17 protein-coding genes are annotated in these 18,170 nt (G+C 66.4%); 6 read left to right on the top strand and 11 right to left on the bottom strand.

Annotated features, from left to right (window positions below; genetic code table 11):
- Positions 1-7 precede the first annotated feature (7 nt).
- From VUN84_03620 to VUN84_03640, 5 genes are all read left to right on the top strand, one after another.
- Positions 8-1,372, top strand: coding sequence for a diacylglycerol kinase family protein (locus VUN84_03620; GenBank protein XAS64774.1), 1,365 nt, complete (start codon positions 8-10; stop codon positions 1,370-1,372).
- Between the two features lie 76 nt (positions 1,373-1,448).
- Complete coding sequence (locus VUN84_03625) at positions 1,449-2,363, top strand: ABC transporter substrate-binding protein (protein XAS64775.1); 915 nt, start codon at positions 1,449-1,451, stop codon at positions 2,361-2,363.
- A 6-nt stretch (positions 2,364-2,369) separates the two neighbouring features.
- Entirely contained in the window at positions 2,370-3,389 is a 1,020-nt protein-coding gene (locus VUN84_03630; protein ID XAS64776.1) for an amino acid ABC transporter permease, read from the top strand.
- On the top strand, positions 3,386-4,153 hold the full coding sequence (locus VUN84_03635) for an amino acid ABC transporter ATP-binding protein (GenBank protein ID XAS64777.1): 768 nt from the start codon (positions 3,386-3,388) through the stop codon (positions 4,151-4,153). Before VUN84_03630 ends, VUN84_03635 begins: the two co-directional genes overlap by 4 nt.
- 58 nt (positions 4,154-4,211) lie before the next feature.
- Entirely contained in the window at positions 4,212-5,573 is a 1,362-nt protein-coding gene (locus VUN84_03640; protein XAS64778.1) for an MFS transporter, read from the top strand.
- 38 nt (positions 5,574-5,611) lie between these two features.
- Here VUN84_03640 and VUN84_03645 read toward each other — a convergent pair whose 3' ends face one another.
- The 5 genes from VUN84_03645 to VUN84_03665 all read right to left on the bottom strand — a co-directional run bounded on the left by VUN84_03645 (position 5,612) and on the right by VUN84_03665 (position 10,547).
- Positions 5,612-6,292, bottom strand: coding sequence for a haloacid dehalogenase type II (locus VUN84_03645; protein XAS64779.1), 681 nt, complete (start codon positions 6,290-6,292; stop codon positions 5,612-5,614).
- A 156-nt stretch (positions 6,293-6,448) separates the two neighbouring features.
- Positions 6,449-7,645: a TerC family protein gene (locus VUN84_03650; GenBank protein XAS64780.1), complete on the bottom strand. Its 1,197-nt coding sequence runs from the start codon at positions 7,643-7,645 to the stop codon at positions 6,449-6,451.
- A 6-nt stretch (positions 7,646-7,651) separates the two neighbouring features.
- Entirely contained in the window at positions 7,652-8,455 is an 804-nt protein-coding gene (heR, locus tag VUN84_03655; protein XAS64781.1) for a heliorhodopsin HeR, read from the bottom strand.
- A gap of 109 nt (positions 8,456-8,564) precedes the next feature.
- Positions 8,565-9,644 (bottom strand): glycerophosphodiester phosphodiesterase family protein, encoded by a 1,080-nt coding sequence (locus tag VUN84_03660; GenBank protein ID XAS64782.1) that lies wholly within the window; start codon positions 9,642-9,644, stop codon positions 8,565-8,567.
- A gap of 144 nt (positions 9,645-9,788) precedes the next feature.
- Positions 9,789-10,547 (bottom strand): DinB family protein, encoded by a 759-nt coding sequence (locus tag VUN84_03665; GenBank protein ID XAS64783.1) that lies wholly within the window; start codon positions 10,545-10,547, stop codon positions 9,789-9,791.
- 117 nt (positions 10,548-10,664) lie between these two features.
- Between VUN84_03665 and VUN84_03670 the strand changes: the two genes are divergently transcribed.
- A complete protein-coding gene (locus tag VUN84_03670) occupies positions 10,665-10,913 on the top strand; it encodes a hypothetical protein (GenBank protein ID XAS64784.1) in 249 nt (82 codons plus the stop codon).
- A gap of 20 nt (positions 10,914-10,933) precedes the next feature.
- Here the strand turns inward: VUN84_03670 and VUN84_03675 are convergent, their stop codons facing one another.
- The 6 genes from VUN84_03675 to VUN84_03700 all read right to left on the bottom strand — a co-directional run bounded on the left by VUN84_03675 (position 10,934) and on the right by VUN84_03700 (position 18,146).
- A complete protein-coding gene (locus tag VUN84_03675; GenBank protein XAS64785.1) occupies positions 10,934-11,827 on the bottom strand; it encodes an ion channel in 894 nt (297 codons plus the stop codon).
- Between the two features lie 114 nt (positions 11,828-11,941).
- On the bottom strand, positions 11,942-12,727 hold the full coding sequence (locus VUN84_03680; protein XAS64786.1) for a DUF1524 domain-containing protein: 786 nt from the start codon (positions 12,725-12,727) through the stop codon (positions 11,942-11,944).
- The gene (locus VUN84_03685; protein ID XAS64787.1) at positions 12,691-13,380 is read right to left on the bottom strand and encodes a hypothetical protein; all 690 of its coding nucleotides are present in this window, start codon (positions 13,378-13,380) and stop codon (positions 12,691-12,693) included. Before VUN84_03685 ends, VUN84_03680 begins: the two co-directional genes overlap by 37 nt.
- Positions 13,381-13,480: 100 nt before the next feature.
- Positions 13,481-14,365 carry an HAD family hydrolase gene (locus VUN84_03690; protein XAS64788.1) on the bottom strand — a complete coding sequence of 295 codons (885 nt, stop codon included), beginning with the start codon at positions 14,363-14,365 and terminating at the stop codon, positions 13,481-13,483.
- On the bottom strand, positions 14,362-16,968 hold the full coding sequence (locus tag VUN84_03695; GenBank protein XAS64789.1) for a phosphoribosyltransferase domain-containing protein: 2,607 nt from the start codon (positions 16,966-16,968) through the stop codon (positions 14,362-14,364). The genes VUN84_03690 and VUN84_03695 overlap by 4 nt, the downstream gene beginning before the upstream one ends.
- Positions 16,965-18,146, bottom strand: a complete 1,182-nt coding sequence (locus VUN84_03700) for an HpcH/HpaI aldolase/citrate lyase family protein (protein XAS64790.1) — start codon at positions 18,144-18,146, stop codon at positions 16,965-16,967. Before VUN84_03700 ends, VUN84_03695 begins: the two co-directional genes overlap by 4 nt.
- Positions 18,147-18,170: the final 24 nt, after the last annotated feature.

Consider the following 18,170-nt stretch of genomic DNA (forward strand, 5'->3'; position numbering starts at 1 on the left):
GCAGCACATGACTGTCATTCCTTTCGACCGGATCCAGCAGACCCGGCGGTGGTGGGCTCGGGCCGCCTTCGCCGCGGTTTTGTGCGCAGCGGCGGTCCTGCTGGTGTCTGCCGGTGTAGCGGGGATTGTTGCGCTCCTGCTCACCGGTGCCGGCGGCATCGTGATGACCCTCGCCGGGATCTACTGGTTCCTGACCAACCGTGGTGCCTTGCGCTGGGGTGCGCTGGCGCTGGCAGGGCTCGCTCCGCTGGTGGTTTTGTTTCTCTTCATCCAGGCCGGGTTGCTGTGGGAAATCGTCCTCACGCTGGCGCTGGTGTTTGGGGCGCTGGTCTGCGCGCGGGCCGCCCTCCGGGAGCACCGGGCGGAGTTACAGGTGGTTGAGCACCCCGCGCCGGCGGTGCGGCATCCTTTTGTGGTGATGAATCCGCGTGCCGGCGGGGGCAAGGTGGTGAAGTTCGATCTGCAGCGGAAGGCGGAACAACTCGGCGCCGAGGTGGCGTTGCTTCAGGGACCGGGCAGGGTGGACGTCGCGGCCCTGGCCCGGGACGCGGTGGCGCGGGGAGCCGATCTGCTCGGTGTCGCCGGCGGTGACGGTACCCAGGCGCTGGTCGCCGGCATCGCTGCCGAACATGATCTACCGTTCCTGGTGATCAGCGCCGGCACCCGCAACCACTTCGCCCTGGACCTCGGCCTGGACCGGGAGGATCCCGTCACCGGCCTTGAGGCGCTCCGTGACGGGGTGGAACTGCACGTCGATCTGGGCAGGATCAACGGCCGCACGTTCGTGAACAACTCCTCCTTCGGGGTCTACGCCGAGGTGGTGCAGAGCCCGGAGTACCGCAACGACAAAGCCGGTACCGTGCTGCAAATGCTTCCGGACCTGATCCAGGGCGACAGGGGTGCACGCCTGCGGGTCAACCTCGACGGCGTCACCGTGGACGGGCCCCAGGCTGTGCTGGTCAGCAATGGGCCCTACGGCAGCCACGACCTCGCCGGCCTGGGCCGCCGCACCCGGCTGGACCGGGGCGTGCTCGGCGCGGTGACGCTCTCTGTCATCAGCCCCCGGAAGGCCGTTGGCTTGTTGCACCGGGCCTCCAAACGCGGCCTGATCCAACGCACCGCGGAGGAAGTGGTGGTCGACGCCGACGTACCCGAGATTCCGGTCGGGGTGGACGGAGAGGCGCTGCTGTTCGCCACCCCGGTGCGGTGCACCATCGAACCCGGCGCCCTGCGGGTGCTGGTGCCGCGGAACCGGCCGGGAGTCCTGCCCGACCAGCCCGAACTTGATCTGGTCCGGCTCCGGGAACTGGCCTGGGGGCGTGGGCGGCATTCCGGCGGTCCGGCTCCGGCGTACAGTGACCTTACTGAATGAGTTCTGACCAAGCAGGCAGCCAATACCCTCCCGCAGAGTCGCGGGAGGCCAGAGTATGTGAACAGCTAAGGACATCATGCGCACCCGATACTTACTCCCCGTCCTCACCGTCGCCACAGCGCTTTCGCTCTCCGGCTGCGTCAACAACAGCGAACCCGCCGCCACCGGCGGAGCATCCGGCGGCGCATCCGGAACCGCGGACGCCATCGACGTGCAAAAGAGCGACTCCATCGCCGCGATGCTCCCGGAGAAAATCAAGAGCGCAGGCGTCCTGAACGTCGGCATGGCCAACAATTACCCGCCTAACGAGTTCAAGGACGATAACGGTGCGCCGGCAGGCTGGTCGGTGGACCTCACCAACGCCCTGGGCAAGGTCATGGGCTTGAAGGTCAACTTCGATATCGGCACGTTCGACAACATCCTGCCCGCCGTGCGCGCCGGCAAGGACGACATGGGCATGTCCTCCTTCACCGACACGCTGGAACGCGAAAAGCAGGTGGACTTCGTCAACTACTACTCCGCCGGAATCCAGTGGGCCGCGCCGAAGGGCAAGACCGTGGACCCCGAGAACGCCTGCGGGCTCAAGGTCGCCGTCCAGGCCACCACATACGAGGACACCCACGAAGTGCCCGCCAAGTCCAAGGCCTGCACCGACGCCGGCAAGCCCGCCATCACCATCTTCAAGTACGACGCGCAGGACCAGGCCACCAACGCCCTGGTGGTGGGACAGGTCGACGCCATGAGTGCCGACTCGCCCGTGACCCTCTACGCCATCTCCAAGACCAAGGACAAGCTGCAGACCGCCGGCAACGCCTTCGAAGTGGCGCCCTACGGCATCCCCGTGGCCCAGGGCAGCGAGTTCACCCCGGTGCTGCAGAAGGCGCTCCAGTCACTGATCGACGACGGCACCTACACCAAGATCCTGTCCAAGTGGGGCGTGGAAGCCGGCGGAGTTAAGACGGCGGACCTCAACGTGGCAGCCAAAGGGTGATAGCCCATGAGCGAGCCTGAACCCGGCCGGATGCTGGAAGCGGAACCCGGCGGGACGCCGTCGGCCAGCAGGAAACACCACGCTGACGACGCCCCGGCGGAAGCGATCGTCGCCATCCCGCTGCGCCACCCCTGGCGGAACGCGGTGGCGGTGGTCCTGGTCCTCGGGCTGGCGGTGTTTGTGCTGGACGCCGCCCAGCGCCCGGACTTCGGCTGGCCCGACGTCGGCAAGTACATCTTTGACCGGCGGATCAGCCAGGCGGCGTGGGTGACGCTGTGGCTGACCATCTACGCGATGATCGGCGCGATCGTCATTGGACTGCTGCTGGCCATCATGCGGCTCTCGCCGAACCCGGTGCTGAAGAGCATCGCCTGGCTGTACATCTGGATTTTCCGCGGCACCCCGGTCTACGTCCAGCTGGTTTTCTGGGGGATTGTGTCCTTGATCTATCCGGTGTTCACGCTGGGGATTCCGTTCACGACGCCGTGGGTCACCATTCCGAATGAGGTCTTCACCAACCTGTTCATCACCGCCGTGATCGGGCTGGCCCTCAACGAGGCCGCGTACATGTCCGAGATCGTGCGTGCCGGGCTGCTGTCCGTGGATGAGGGCCAGGAGGAGGCGTCGACGGCGCTGGCCATGTCCTGGGGTCAGACGATGCGGTTCGTCGTGGTCCCGCAGGCCATGAAAATCATCATTCCGCCTACCGGCAATGAGGTGATCTCGATGCTCAAAACCACGTCCCTGGTGGCCGCGATTCCGCTGAGCATCGACCTGTACGGGGTGTCCCGCGGGATTTCCGCGGTGACGTTCACCCCGGTGCCGCTGCTGATTGTGGCGTCCCTCTGGTACCTGCTGTTCACCTCGGTCCTGATGGTGGGGCAACACTTCATTGAGAAGCGGTTCTCCCGCGGCACCGGGCGGGTCAAGACGGACAAGGAACCGGCGACGCCGGGCCAGGCACCGGCGGCAGGTCCCGGCACGCCCGGCACCCCGCTCGGCACTGATTTTGGAGGAAAAGGATGACGGACGCGCCGATGGTGCTTGCGGAGCGGGTCTCCAAAAATTTCGGCACCAACAAGGTGCTGCGCGGCATCAGCCTCGAAGTCGACTCCGGGGAGGTGCTGTGCATTGTGGGCCCCAGCGGTTCGGGCAAGTCCACGTTCCTGCGGTGCATCAACCACCTCGAACGGGTGGACGGCGGCCGGCTGTCGGTTGACGGGCAGCTGGTGGGCTACCGCCAAAAGGGCGACAAGCTCTACGAGCTCAAACTCAAGGAAGCGGCCTTCCAACGCCAGGAAATCGGCATGGTCTTCCAGCGGTTCAACCTCTTTCCGCACCTGACCGCGGTGGAGAACATCATCCTGGCGCCCATGCGGGTAAAGGGAATCTCCAAGGCCAAAGCCACGGCCCGTGCCATGGAACTGCTGGAGCGGGTGGGCCTGGGGGACAAGGGCGACGCGTATCCGGCGCACCTGTCCGGCGGGCAGCAGCAGCGCGTCGCCATCGCCCGCGCCCTGGCCATGGACCCGAAGCTGATGCTCTTCGACGAGCCCACCAGCGCCCTGGACCCGGAGCTTGTGGGCGAGGTGCTGGACGTCATGAAGGAACTGGCCAAGAGCGGCATGACCATGATCGTGGTGACCCACGAGATGGGGTTCGCCCGCGAAGTGGCAGACACGCTGGTATTCATGGACGAAGGCGTCGTGGTGGAGGCCGGCCCGCCCCGGCAGGTCCTGGGCGCTCCGCAGCATGACCGGACCAAGGCGTTCCTTTCCAAGGTCCTCTAAGGCCCGCGGTGGCCGGTCCGGTTCGATTTTTCCCGGGCCCCTGGGACAGACTGTTGCCGTGAGCAACTCTCCCCGGACCGGCCTGGCCGTCGCAGGCCTCAGCCTGGGCACGGCCTTGAATCCGCTGAACTCTTCCATGATCGCCGTGGCCCTCGTGGTGCTGCGTGCGGACTTCGGGCTCGACGTCGCCACCGTCACCTGGGTGATCACCTCCTTCTATCTCACCTCCGCGGCGGGCCAGCCGTTGATGGGCCGGCTGGCGGACCGGTTCGGGCCACGGCGGCTGTTCATCGTCGGCATGGCGCTCGTGGCCGTGACCTGCGCGGTGGCACCCTTCGCGCCGAACTTCGCCGTGCTCTGCGTGGCCCGCGCGTTTATGGCCCTCGGGACAGCGACTGCCTACCCGAGCGCGGTCGTGATGGTCGGTGCCCTGGCAAAGCTCGCGCAGGTGAAATCCACCCGGCCGCTGGGCCGGATCCAGATGGCCAACACCTCGGCCGCCGCCGTCGGGCCGGTGGTGGGCGGGCTTTTAGTGGGCTTCGTCGGCTGGGAGGCCCTGTTCCTGATCAACGTCCCGCTGGCCCTGGCCGCCATCGTCCTGGTCCGGCAATTCGCGCCGGCAGATGAGGAGCGGGAGCGTGGCCGTGCCGCGGACCTGCTGCGGGACTCGGACATCCCCGGCATTCTGGCATTCACCGGCTCGCTGGTGCTGGTGATGATGGCGCTGCTCAACGTGGTGCCCGGCTACCGCTGGTGGCTGCTCGGCGCAGGCACGCTGCTCGCCGCGCTCTTCGTGGGGCGCGAACTGCGCTTTGCCCCGCCGTTCCTGGACCTGCGGCTGCTGGGCCGGAACCGGCCGCTGCTGCTGGTCTACCTCGGCTTTGCGCTGTTCAACGGCGTCTACTATTTCGCGTTCTTTGGCCTGCCGCAGCTGCTGCAGGAAGCCGGCGGCTACGCGCCCGGCGTCGTGGGCCTGCTGATGCTGCCGCTGGCGGCGATGTCGGTGGTGGTCACGCCGGCCGCGGTCCGCGCGATCGACCGCTTCGGGGTGAAGCCGGTGCTGGTCGCCGGCGTCGTGCTGCTCATTGTGGCGTCGGGCACCATGTGGCTCCTGACGGGGTCGTTGGCCGTTCCGTTGGTGATCGCTATGACCGCCCTGCTGGGCGTGCCCTACGGGGTGGTCAGCATCGCGTCGAGCCAGGGCATGTACCTGTCCACCCGGCCGGAGGAACGCGGGGTGGCTGCCGGGATCTTCCAGACCTGCCGCTACCTCGGGGCCATCACCGCCACCGTGCTGATCGGGATCTTCTACGGCACAGGCGTCACCCAGGCCAACTGGGCGCTCATGGTGCTGGTGATGCTGGGACTCGGGTCGGTGGTGTTTGTCGTGTCGCTGCTGTGGCGGGAGCAGAGGAGCTGAAGGTCCAGCACCGTAGCATTTTTTGGCTGCTGAACGATTCAGAGCTCTGCTGCCAGGGCCGCCGGAAGGTCGGTCAGGGCGGTCACGGTGATATCCGGGGCCCGGAAGTGCTGCGGGTAGGGTTCACCGTTCCTGTTCAGCCAGGCCGTGCGCAACCCCGCGCGGGCTGCGCCGTGGATGTCCCAGGGATGGACGGCCACCAGCAGCATCCCGGCGGGCTCCGTCCCGGCGGCTGCAGCAGCGTAGTCGTAGGAGGCCCGGGCAGGCTTCCAACAGGGGGCATCTTCGACGGAGAGGAGCACATCGAACCGATCCCGGATTCCCGCCTCGCTGAACAGCTTCTCGGCGATGCGGGCCGATCCGTTGCTCAGGGTGATCAGCCGGAAACCGGCAGCGGAGAGTGCCCGGATTCCGTCAGGAACGTCCGGATGCACCGCCAGCCCGGCCATGCCGTTCAGGACGTGGTCCACAGCGGCGTCGAGGGGGCGGTCAAGCTCCGTGCCGGTGAGAAGCCGGCGGAGCACGTCGGCTCCGATGTCCGCAAACGATGCATTATCGCCGCTGACTGTGAGGGCGAAACCATCGCGCAGCAGAGTAGCGAACCAGAGCTTGGCCAGTTCGGCAGGCACCCCAACGTCGCTGAACCGCTGCCCGAGGGCCGACATATCGGAAAGGGTCTCGTTGACGTCAAAGACCACAACGGGCGGGGCGGTGCTCATAGTTCTCCCAGGGGTTTAGGCGGCGCGCTTGTTCCAGTCTGCAGGTTTCCCGATCGGCACGGAACCGCCCAAGGTCATTCCGGCAACAAACTGAAAGGCTGCCCACGTTCCAGAGGGAACGCGGACAGCCTTTTGTTCCGTGTGCGCGGCAGTGGCCTAGCGCTGGGCCTCCCGCTGCAGGGCGTCGTCGTGCTCGGCGTGGGCGCGGTGGATCAGGTCCTTGAACTCGGTTTCGTGGTGGATAAGCCGCTTGTATTTCTCCGGCAGGGCCCGGAGCTGCTCTTCTTCGCTGACCATCTTGGCGAAGATGCGTTCCCGCTCCGTTATGTCGGTCTCGTAGTTGAGGTCCAGGTAGTCCGTGGCGTGCCGCTTAGCTCCCGAGACGGCGTTCTTCGCCTTGCCCTTGGGGCTGAAGATGGACGCCAGGACGGTGAAAGTGAGGACTCCGAGAATCACCAGGAGTGAGGCGCCGGTGCTGATCTCGAGGACGGTGACGTGTTCGCCGTCGTTGATGAACGGCAGGGTGTTCTCGTGGAGGGCGTGCAGGACGAGTTTGACGCCGATGAAGCCCAGCACGGCGGCGAGGCCGTAGGAAAGGTAGATGAGCCGGTCCAGCAGGCCGTCGATGAGGAAGAACAGCTGACGCAGGCCCATCAGGGAGAACGCGGTGGCTGTGAAGACCACATAGACGTTCTGGGTCAGGCCGAAGATCGCCGGAATGGAGTCCAGCGCGAACAGGATGTCTGTTCCGCCGATGGCCACCATCACCAGGAGCATCGGGGTAAGGACGCGTTTGCCGTTTTCGACCGTGAAAAGCTTGTCGCCGTCGTAGTGCGAGGATGCGGGGAGGAACTTCTTGGCGAGGCGGACCACCAGAGGGTCGGAGTCGTCGTCGTGAGAGTGGGGCCGGAGCAGGTTGCCGGCGGTGAGCAGCAGGATGAGGCCGAAGATGTAAAACACCCAGGAGAAGCTGTTGATCAGGGCAGCGCCGAGGAAAATGAACGCCGTCCGGGCGATCAGGGAGAAGACGATTCCGAAGAGCAGCACCTTCTGCTGGTCGGCGCGGGGGACCCGGAAGCTGGCCATGATGATGAGGAAGACGAAGAGGTTGTCAACGGAGAGAGCCTTCTCCGTGACGTAGCCGGCGAAGTACTCCGTGCCCATGTCCACGCCGCCGAACATCAGGACACCGACGCCGAAGAGGAGGGCCGCGCCGACGTAGATCGATGACCAGATGGCCGATTCGCGAAGGGTGGGGGTATGGGCCTTGCGGACGTGGAAAAAGAAATCGAAGGCCAGCAGGCCCACTATTCCGATGATCGTGAATATCCAGACAATGGTGGGGACCTGCATGCTGCCTCAGTTGGTCAGCGCCGGGATGATGGCGCCCGAGAACACCTGCCATGCGAGGGCGGTCTTGGCGATGAGGCTGAGAGTGATGTACACCCGTTCGCCATAGAGGTAGTCACGCCATGGCCCCACCTGGCGGTATTGGAGCCACTGGTTAATCGCGAAAGTGTTGAAGAACAGGAACAGCGAGATGATGATGCCGTAGACGAAGGCTGGCGGCCCCACCGTGCTCGTCGATCCGGGGGAAAGGAAATAGATCAGGATCACGATCCAGGGCACCACCCCGGCCAGTGACCCCAGGACGAAGGGCAGGAAATTGCCGCTGCCGGGTTTCTCGTATTTTTCCTGCAGTGCCCCGAAACCGATCATCGCGGCGTTGGCGGCGAAGAGTGAGATCAGGGCGGCGATATCGGTGATGCCTGTTGTCTGGGCGATGAGCCAGATCATTACGGAGGAACTAAGCGCGTACTCGACCCAGCGGAAGTAGTTGTGGTTCGCTCTGAGCCCGGCACCGTAGCGCGGGAAGAAAAGGGGCGACGCGACGGCGAAGTGGAAGAGCGCTGAGAGGGCGAGGAACACGACAACACCGGCACCCACATTGACGGCAAAGAGCTCCACGCGCTCAGGTGGAACGGGGAAGCCGGGAGGGCCCGCCAGGTAGTCCGCCGTCACCCCGAAAGTCACCTGCGTGCTCAGCATGGTGAGGATGATGGCAAAGCCGATGGCCTGGACGAGGTGCAGAGAGCCGGCTACGAGGTTATACGGGCGAAGACGGCGAATGCTGTCGTCGGCAGTCCTGGGTGTGCGCGCCATGGGTGCTCCTCGATGAACGGCCAAACACTCTGTGATGCCCACGATAGCAGTCAGGCGCCCGGGTGGGATCACACCTGTACGCCTGACTGCTACCGTCATCGAATTGTTGTCAGCCCTTCGGTGCGTAAGCCTTGGGCAGCTTCAGTCCGCGCTCTTCCATCACGGTGCGCAGACGGGTGGGGTAGTCGGTGATGATGCCATCCACGCCGAGGTCCATCAGCCGGTTCATGTCCGCCGCGGTGTTGACGGTCCACGGGATCACCGGCAGCCCGAGCTCGTGGGCCTCGGCGATCATCGCCGGGGTGACGGAGCGGAAGGCGGGGGAGACGGCGTCGTAGCCCTGGGCCGCTGCGGCCTTGGCGAGGGAGCCGCCATAGGTGTCGATATCGATGCCGCCGAGGTTGGGGCTGGCGCCGGGCTTACCCACCTCGAGCCAGGCGTCGCCGCTGGACAGGGCGACGAGCGGCAACTCCGGGGCGATCTGCTTGGTCAGGTTCAGCGAGGACCAGTCAAACGACTGCACCGTGGTGCGCTCCGCCATGCCGGAGCCCTGGATCTCCGCGACCACTGCCTTGGTCAGGGCCACCATGCCCTCGCCGCCGGACTTCCCGTCCTCCACCTTGGTTTCGATGTTGAAGCGGACCTTTTTGGCGTCGGCGTCGCGGACCAGCCCGAACACGTCCTTGAGCTCGCCGATCCGGTTGCCCTCGATCACGTCCTGCTCCGGGAACCCCTTGAGCTGAGTGAACCCGCAGTCGAGGGTTTTGATCTGGGCGAGCGAGAGCTCGGCGACCCGGTCCCCGACATACGGGAAGGCGGCGTCGCCCGGCGCGGCCGGGGCCGTGTCCTGGCATTTGTCCGCCTGGATGGTGTCGTCATGCCAGACGATGATCTTGCCGTCGCTGGTCAGGTGGGTGTCCAGTTCCAGGGTGGTCACGCCCAGCTTCAGGGAGTTGCGGAAGGCGGCCAGGGATTCCTCGGTCCACTCGCCGCGGCCTCCCCGGTGCGCCTGCAAGTCGAAGGAACCGTTGCTTTCGTTGGTCTTGATGCTGGTGGGTGCCTTGTCGGCGGCCGCTCCGGCGGCGTTCGACGACGGCGATCCGGCTTCGGGGTTTGAAGCGGCGACGGCGGGGCCCGCCAGGGCAGCGATGAGCGCGGCGGCGGCCGCGGCAGTCAGGACTGTGCGCATGGGAATGGTTCCTCCTGGGTGTGATCGTTGCCGGCGCAGCGCCGGCGACCCGATAACCCTAGGGATGCGACATGGACTGCCGTGTTCGGGGAACTGGACCCCGGGTGAACTCTTCATCGCCGCCCCGTCTCGGCGACCCGGTGTTCAGGCGTGCGGCCCCGCCGCGATCGCGTCGAGGTCACGGATGGCGTAGCGAAGATGCTCCCACTCCTCGTTGAGAATCGTGTGCAGGCAAGAGAGGACTGTCACCGGCATTTCCGGGGCCCAGGGGTTCCGGCGCTCGTGGGACAGCCGTTCCTGGGTCGCGGCGGCGAGGTAGCCGCGCACCATGGCCTGCCGGCCTGCCCGGACCTCGAGTACTTCGGCATACGACGGTGCAACCGTCGCGAAGACCGACGTGTCGTATCCGTCCGTCCCGTACTCCACATTCGGCTGACCAATCGGGTGGTAGGGCTGCTCGATCTGCAGGACCGCTTTGCGAAGCCAGGTGTCGGTGGCCATGACCAGGTGCCGCAGCGTCTGGGTGAAGGACCACTCGCCGTCCACCGAGATCTCGACTGCTCCGGCCGGCAGCGCGGCTACCCGCTCAACCGTGGCCTGCCAGGAACGCTCCAGCGTCTCCCATGCCGCACGTAGACCTTCCGGATCTGGAGCGCGCCGTTCGGCTCGGCCGGGAAAGCGGCGGTTGAGTTCGGCGTCGACAAAAGGCGCCACGTCGACGCCGTTGACGCGCAGGAAGCCGCCGCCGTCGAACAGCCACGGAGCGTCGATATCGGCCCCCGTCACGTCCACCCCGCGCATTACGGCGCTGGAAAGATCGGACCGGACGAACCGGGCTCCCCGCAGATTCACGTCGGTGAATTCTGCGCCCTGAAGGTCATCGGAGTGACTGAAGGCTGTCATGGCAGCACTCTGTCACGTCCCCTGGACTCAAGGAAACCCAAAGCACGTAGGACGAGAATGCGAGCCCCGGGCTTCGCATGGGCCCGAGGGCTCCGAGGTACGTGGAAGGACTGCATCGTGAAGAGCCGCAAAATCACGCAAACTCTGCTGGCCTTGGCGTTCAGCAGGGTGTCAGGGCAACCCGACGTCTTGTCGTTGCGGCGGCAGAAAAACCCTTCCGGCGACGACCATCCAGAACGCGGAAACGCAAAGGGGTGGGTGATCTTCGTCCTGCTGTCGGTCGTTGGGATCGCGGTCCTTCTGGCACTGGCCGGTCCGCCACTGATGGCCTTGTTTACCCAGCTCATGGAGCGAGCAAAATGGTAGGTTCGGCGATGGCCAGGACGCTAGTGCGTGTCCGGTTCCCCGCCCGGCAGGTGCCGGTGGTGCAGCTCGTAGCTGTCGAAGACATCTGAAGAGGTCTTGCCTGAATGCCCGAACTTGCCGCGAAGAACGTCTGCGAGTCCGTCCAGCGCCGCGTGGAGCATCCGCCCGGCGAACTGGAGTTCAGGGTTCTCGCTGAGCTGGGCCTGGGATGCCAACTCCTGGGCGTAGGCGACTGTGTCCGGCAGGGAGCCGCGCTGCTCGACTTCACGGAAGTAATAGGTTTCGTGGAACGCCAGCAGATCTATGCTCACCAGAGCCACGTTGCCGGCCATGGACTCCAGCAGCCCGGCAGCATGCCGGGGGTCCAAGGACAAGAGACCCGCAGGACCGGCAGCCTCCCTGAACAGGTTCAGCTCGTGGGCGAGGGCCCGGCGGCGGTTGAGGGCCGGGTACATTTGCAGGATCCAGGTGACCGTTGCTGTCAGCAACCCGAAACCCGTGACGGCCTGAAGGGCCACAACCAGCCTGAGCAGCGGATGCGCCGGCACGATTTCGCCGAACCCCACGGTCGAAAGCGTCACCAAGGAGATGTAGAGCGCTTCGGCGAAGTCGCGCTGCTGCGGCACCCCGGGTCCGTGGACAAATCCGGTGGTCAGATGGGGCAGATACAGCAGGGCCCAGCCGATGGCCGCGAGGCCGGCCCAGGCGCCGATGACGGCGGCCATGGCCAGGGGCGCTGCGATGATGGAGCCGCGGCCCCGCAGCTTTCTCGACACCAGCCAGAACGCACGCATGATCGACCGGCCCACAGGACCGGAACCGTGCGGATAAAGCAGCGTACGAAAGACGTCAACGAGCATCAGCAGAACCAGCCCGGCCCCTAAAACCGTCCAGAGCGTGTCCTCAAAGTCCATGCCTCATCCTATGGGCGGCACCCGGGGCCCGATGACCAACTGCTCCCGCCCGGCGACGAACAGGGGAACCCGCAGTCCAGGCACGGTGGGATCCCTCGCTGGCCTCGACGGCCTCTACTTCTCGCAGCCCACTCCGTCGCCATCGCGGTCGAGTGAACGGCTGTAGCCTGGCTGTCCGATCCGAATCGGTGCTGCCCCGGCAGCCCTGACCGCGGCGCAGTTAGCGTAGTGGGCAGCAGCCGGTGCCGGGGGCACGTACGGAGCCGGCGCCGGCGCCGGCGCCGGCGCGGGGGCAGGGACAGGCGCTACGAACGGTGCGGGAGCCGGTGCGACGTAGGTGGGTGCTGGCGCGGGTGCCGCGGGTTCGGGGACCACGACGGCTGCTTTGGCCGCGTCGTTTGCGGCCTGGTCGGCGGACGCGACCACCGCGACCTCCTTCTCGTTGGTCGGAACCAACTGACCGGCGCAATCCCGCAGGACGGTTGCCATGGCATCGTGCTCCGCCTGAGTCACCCACAGGTCATAGGTGGCCTTGACGGAAATCTGACGGGCCACGTACTCGCAGCGGTAGTCCTTGTTCGGCGGCAGCCATGTGGCGGCGTCGCTGTCACCTTTCTGCACGTCAATCGGCCCGTCCGTCGCCTGCAGATTCAGGGGATCATTAGCAAAGGCCATGCGCTGCACGCCGGTGAGCTGCTGAGCACCCTTCTTCCAGGCGTCACCCAGCGCGACCACATGGTCCACCTGAACATTGCTGCCGGTTTCGGGGCCTCTTTGGAAGTGGATGGTCGTAGCTGTGTAAGGGTCGGCTAGGGTACCGCTCTCCACCCTGCAGGTCGAGTTGGCGGTGAAAACGACGTCGGTCAGGTCGCGTTTGAGGATATCGTTCCGGTGTCGCACCCGTTCCGGTCCACATCTGCCCACGCCTGACCGAAGCTGACCCGGGCGCCGTATCCGGATGAAGACGATGCTTCCTTGACGGATAGGACGGCGAGAAGGGCCAGTGCTTTGGTGGCGTAGGCCGGTTGGCTCTTCGGTGCGGTGAAGCTGATCCCCCCGGCAAGTTCCGTGACGTTCTCCGGGTCCAGCGGTTCGCCCGTGTCCTTCGGTGAGGGCGATGGCGACGGCGTGGGGGAGGGAACGGCGGAGGGGGACGGTGACGAGGAGGCGGCGCCGGACGCTTCTGCTTCTGCTGCTCGTTTTTCGTTCTCTGATGCCGCCTGGGCAGCAAGACTCTCTGCCGACCGGGGCGGCAGCGTCATGCCGCCGATGACGAAGAGCACTAGAGAGCCAGCAAGAACGACGCCGCCAACTTTCCGGCTGCCCGGCAACCGTGCCCATGACCGACGTCCCGTGGCTGCGACGTAGAGGCCGGTGAGCGCGGCAAAGATGGCCAAAAAAATCAACGCTCCGCCCACTCCGCCGTTGGCAGCGCCCAATGCTGTGGAAGCCAGAGCCAGAGCTCCAACGATGAATGTGGAGACGTTCGGCTTCTGGGACTGCAGCGCATAGTACGAATCCGGCTTGCCTTTAGACCATCGGTTGCTATTCATTTGTATCCCCAAGTTTCTCGGCTCATCAGCACCATCGCTGGAGGCCAGACCTTTGACGCTAGGTGGCGTCTCCTGGAGTATATGGTCATTCCTCGAGTTCTTACCCAGGAATAGCAGGCGAAGTTGCACTGGCTGCGGCAATGCGGGCCGAACTTTCCGGATCCGCCAGGAGGCCGCTGACAAAGCGGAGTATTTCCTCGCCTGCCAGCACCCCGGACGCTGACGTTACGGTCAAATGGTGCCGGGAAAAGCCGTCGTTTTCGAGTTCTCCGTGTGCGGGACGGATGGCGATGTCTGCCAAGTCAAGAATCCCCGCATCCAGCCTGGAGTCACCGGCGGCAACGAGCAATCCCGCCCCGCTTCGGCGCCGGACCTCGGCCACGGCGGCTTCCTTGGTGATCGGAGCCGGCACGCAGTAGAGCTTTCGCCCCTGCAAGGATGTCGTCCAGCCGCGGTCCCCACACCAGGCGTCGAGCTCGTCCAGATAGCCGGGCCGCAACGCCTGCCGGTCCACGATCGAGTAGGCGAAGAAGTCCTCAGCGGTCCGGACCCGCAGGATGGCGGGGTCCGCTGTGCTGCCGGTGAGGTGCTCCAGCACCTCGCTCAGCGGAGCGCAATCGGAGCCCAGTGACCGCTGGATGTGCCGTGACCAGTCGGCATCCGGCTCGCCGTCGTGCAGCAGGACGGCGCCGTTGGTGGTCACCGCGTACCCCCGCCCGAAGCCTGGCACCCGCACCCGGGAGAACTGCGCCCGGGTACGGGTGGTGACGGGCACGAAAACGCTCCGCTCCACGATGTCTTCGAGCATGTCCTCTGCGGCCCGGGTCATGAAGGACAACGGTGCGGCGTCGTAGACCTCGGCGACCACCATTCGCGGTGCCTGGTGGTCACTGCCCGCGAGCGCCATCGAGTTCGCCGAGTAGATCAGCGTCCGGTCCAGGTCGCTGGCCACCATGACCGGGGCAGCGGTTGAAGTGTTGCTCATACGTCCACCACCGCCTTGCCATCGGCGCCGGTGGCTCCCGGCGTGTGCAGCGGATGGATCAGTCCCACGCAGCTGTAGGCCAGGTCCGGGACGCTGAGGACCTCGACGCCGCGCTGTTCGGCCAGGTGCAGCACGTGGGCGAGCTCGGATACGGCATCCGGGCGCACCAGCACCTTCCACGGCACGCGGCGAAGCAGCACCCTGGTGGTTTCGCCGACACCCGGCTTGACCAGGTTCACGTTGTTGATGCCGAAGCTGCGGCTGATGTCCTCGACGGCGGCCCACCCGGACCAATCTGCTTCCGGCAGCGCTGAAATGTCCGACGGCGCGCGGGTTGCGGCCTGCAGGACGTCGTCGCGGACCTCGGCAAACCGGGCCGTGACGGCGGCCAGGAAATCGCCGGACACGTCGCTGCCGGCGAGCTCGGAGTAGAACTTGGCCCCATGAAAATCACCCGGCCCGATCAGCGCCTTGTTGAAAACGGTGCGGGACACCAGGCCGGAGACGGTCGAGTTCAGGCAGGCCGACGGCACCAGATAGTCCTCCCGGGTGCCGAAAATCCGGACGCAGTGCCCGGGATCCGCCAGGACGGCCAGGTCCGGCCGGAAATGAGCCCCGTCCGTTTCCCGGAAGAGGTCGACGGCGGCGGCGAGCTCGCGTGCGATGGCCCCCTTGCCGGTCCAGCCGTCCACGAACATGATGTCCTCCGGACGGTGCCGGGAGGCGAGGTAGCTGAGCGCGGTCTGGTCGATGCCAAGTCCGCGGACGATGCTGAGGGCATAGTGCGGCAGGTCCAGGCCATGGAATTCCTGCGCCCACCGCTTCATCAGGATGCCGACGGGGGTGCCGGCGCGGGCGAGGGACACCAGGACCGGTGCGTTGCTGCGCAGTTTCAGAACCTGCTCGGTGAGCCTTCCGACGGCGTGCGCGATCCGGACGGCGGAGCCCTCCAGGGCGGACCGGAACAAGGCGCCGTACTCGGGAGACGGTTCAAATTCCTGCGGCAACGACTCGGCGTAGCTGGCCTTGCCGGACTGGATCGCAGCCTCACGTTCTTCCTTGGGAGCTTCCAGCTGCGCGGCACTAAGGTCCTTCAGCAGCCACTGCACATCCTCCGGCGGGTAGGAACCGAACGCGGGGCCGCGCAGCGGCGTCGGGAAAGGCGGCTTCGCGGGCAGCGCGACCAGCCGGACGTCGGGGGCCACGCCGGCGACGGCCTCGGCGATGTTGCCGGGGCCCAGCAATCCGGCCGCGGCGGTGCCGGGTTCGGCAAGAATCAGCACTGTGTCGAAGCGTCCGTCGGGGTGCGCGAGGTTGTACGCAAACCGCGGCCCGGGACCGTCTGCGGAGTCGCCGGCACTGCCGAAGGAAACCGCTGACCGGATCGCATAAGCCGGGTCATCCACCGCGGCGATCGGCGAGCGGGTGCTGGTGGAATAACGGATGTCGGCGTCGGGGCGCAGGTCCTGGAGCCGGGTGGCCACCGCCAGCGGCAGGGCCATGAATTCCTCCGTAGCCAGGACCAGCACCCGGCGGCCGGCGCTGCTGCCGAGGTCGGCGGCGAGGGTGTCTGCGATGAGTGCTGCCTGGTCCGGGTCCGGACGGCCGGCGACGCCGAACCGGGCGCTGCGGATCGGCGGCACGATGCCGGTGAGGTCCATAAGCTGCACCTCAGCCGGGGAGGGGGCCGCTTCGGGCGGGAGGGGGAGCGTGGTGATCAGTTCCGCCGCGTCCGCGGCGAGGGTCTCCGGCAACTCGATGCTTCCCTGTGCCAGCGCCACGGCACTGATCCGGGTGCCGAGTTCGCGGGCCAGTTCTTCGAAGCTGTCCCGGTCGGCGGCGGTGCGCAGGTCCACCAGGGACGCGACGACGTAGCGGCCGTGCGGGGCGGTGGCGTGCAAGTCGCGGATGGTGTTGATGATGGTGGCGCCGGTGCTGAGCTCGTCGTCCACCAGGACCACGGTGCCGGCCTGGTTCAGGGCCGCGCGGCTGGTCGGGAGCAGCTGGTGGGAGGTTGCGTGGGAATGCGCCTCCTCAAAGGCGCCGTACGGCTCGATTCCGCAGCTGTCCTGCCGGGTGGAGTGGAGGTAGTACGTGCCCAGCTGTCCGGCCACCAGGTGGCCCAGCCCGGTGGCGGTCTCCGCGTAACCGAGGGTCACGACGCCGGGACGTTCCGTTTGTTCTCCGGCCAGGAGTTCACCCAGCGCCGCCACGGCGGCAATCCGGGCGGTGCGGCTGTCGGCGTCGGGCACGGTCCCGGGGGCTGTCGGGGCCACGGGGTCCAGCAGTCGCTCCAGCATGGCCGCTGCCTCCTCGATAACCGCGGTCAGGCCCCCGGCGTCGGCGGGAGGATCGAGTTCGCGGCGGACCAGAAGTCCCAGCAGCTGCCCCGCTGACGTGACGATCCCGGGTTCGGTGGGGACGTGCTTGGCCAGGACCCGGGAGACCAGCAGGTGGGCCCGCTTCGGATTGCGCCGCAGTGCCAGCCCGACCAGTGCCTGTACCGGCAGCAGGCTGGTGCCGGGGTCTGAGGCGACGTCAACGCCGAGGGCTTCGCGCACGTAACCGCCGCTCCAGGGGGCTGCCGTCGAGAGTTGGTTCACCGCATGCTCGCTTCCAGTAGTTCGACAAAGTTGACTCCTGGCCGGGCGACCCCGAAGGCCCTGGCACGCAGCAGGGTGCGCTCCGCCCAGGCCCGGTGCGGCTTCACCTCGTTCATCTTGTTCCCGTAGGACGATGCCTTCACCCCGCCCCCAGCGTCCCCGGTGATGTCCAGGGCATCGAGGTATTCCTCGTGGCTCACCACGCACATGGCGTGCACCACCGGGACATGGGTGGGATGGATGACGGTCTTGCCCAGCAGCCCGTTGGCCAGGTCCAGCTCAATCTCGCGGATCAGGCCGTCCAGATTTGCCATCAGGATGCGCTTGCGGAGCGCGCCCTCGTTGGCGGCCTCGAACGGCGTGGACCGCAGTTGCGGCCGCAGGACCCGTTCGGTGTTAACGAAATGTTCCCAGACCGGACCGGAGATGACCCAACCGTCGCTGGGGCGGCCAAAGATATTCACGACGTCGCCGATGATGTTCGCCACGACCTTGACGTTGTAGATGGTCAGGTCGCGGGAGCGCCGCAGGCCGAAAGCACTGGACATGTCCGTGGCGCCGATCCGGACGCACAGCACCACATCCCGGAACTCTTCGATCAGGGCCAGGTTGTCTGTCAGCACCCGGACCCGTGATTCCAGGTGCGTGGTGGACAGGTCCTCGATGATCGGCATTGCCATCAGCGGCTGGTGCTGTGGCGCCCCGGTGCGTCCGGCTTCTTCGTTCAGCAGCCGCAGCGCATCCAGAAAGGCGCGCCCGCGGCCTGTTTCGTTCTCAAACTTGGGCAGGACAAAGCCATAGACCACGCTGAGGTTCGCGCCTGCCCGGCGGCCGACGTCGAGCAGCTGTTCGGGAGTGCGGCACCGGATAAAGATCAGCGGGAGCTCAGCCGGATCCTCCAGGGCCAGGTCGGACAGGGCGGCGAGCAGGTTCTGCTCCGCGGCGGGCACTTCCTCGTCCGGAACGGCGTCTTCGAGGCAGATCACAGTGCTGAGGCAGCCGGCGTCGGCCTGTTTCCGGATTCCGGCTGCCAATGCACTCCTTGTGGCCGGCGAGTACAGGGTGGCACCGAGGGCGACGGCGAGCATACCGGGGTCCGAGGTGCGGTGGAGGTGTTCAGGGCGCAGGTGGAAAAGCCGATCCTTGACGGATTCGGTCAAGGCGTTGAAGTGCTGCATCGTCCCCTAGGTGGCAGTAGTGAG

It is taken from the genome of Micrococcaceae bacterium Sec5.8, from assembly GCA_039636775.1.
Classification (GTDB): domain Bacteria; phylum Actinomycetota; class Actinomycetes; order Actinomycetales; family Micrococcaceae; genus Arthrobacter.

What these genes read in the sequence shown, in the direction of transcription:
- VUN84_03645 (XAS64779.1), bottom strand. Translation starts at nt 6,292, where the DNA reads ATGAGCACCGCCCCGCCCGTTGTGGTCTTTGACGTCAACGAGACCCTT.
- VUN84_03650 (XAS64780.1), bottom strand. Translation starts at nt 7,645, where the DNA reads ATGCAGGTCCCCACCATTGTCTGGATATTCACGATCATCGGAATAGTG.
- VUN84_03630 (XAS64776.1), top strand. Translation starts at nt 2,370, where the DNA reads ATGAGCGAGCCTGAACCCGGCCGGATGCTGGAAGCGGAACCCGGCGGG.
- VUN84_03685 (XAS64787.1), bottom strand. Translation starts at nt 13,380, where the DNA reads ATGAATAGCAACCGATGGTCTAAAGGCAAGCCGGATTCGTACTATGCG.
- VUN84_03635 (XAS64777.1), top strand. Translation starts at nt 3,386, where the DNA reads ATGACGGACGCGCCGATGGTGCTTGCGGAGCGGGTCTCCAAAAATTTC.
- heR (XAS64781.1), bottom strand. Translation starts at nt 8,455, where the DNA reads ATGGCGCGCACACCCAGGACTGCCGACGACAGCATTCGCCGTCTTCGC.
- VUN84_03625 (XAS64775.1), top strand. Translation starts at nt 1,449, where the DNA reads ATGCGCACCCGATACTTACTCCCCGTCCTCACCGTCGCCACAGCGCTT.
- VUN84_03690 (XAS64788.1), bottom strand. Translation starts at nt 14,365, where the DNA reads ATGAGCAACACTTCAACCGCTGCCCCGGTCATGGTGGCCAGCGACCTG.
- VUN84_03660 (XAS64782.1), bottom strand. Translation starts at nt 9,644, where the DNA reads ATGCGCACAGTCCTGACTGCCGCGGCCGCCGCCGCGCTCATCGCTGCC.
- VUN84_03675 (XAS64785.1), bottom strand. Translation starts at nt 11,827, where the DNA reads ATGGACTTTGAGGACACGCTCTGGACGGTTTTAGGGGCCGGGCTGGTT.
- VUN84_03620 (XAS64774.1), top strand. Translation starts at nt 8, where the DNA reads ATGACTGTCATTCCTTTCGACCGGATCCAGCAGACCCGGCGGTGGTGG.
- VUN84_03665 (XAS64783.1), bottom strand. Translation starts at nt 10,547, where the DNA reads ATGACAGCCTTCAGTCACTCCGATGACCTTCAGGGCGCAGAATTCACC.
- VUN84_03700 (XAS64790.1), bottom strand. Translation starts at nt 18,146, where the DNA reads ATGCAGCACTTCAACGCCTTGACCGAATCCGTCAAGGATCGGCTTTTC.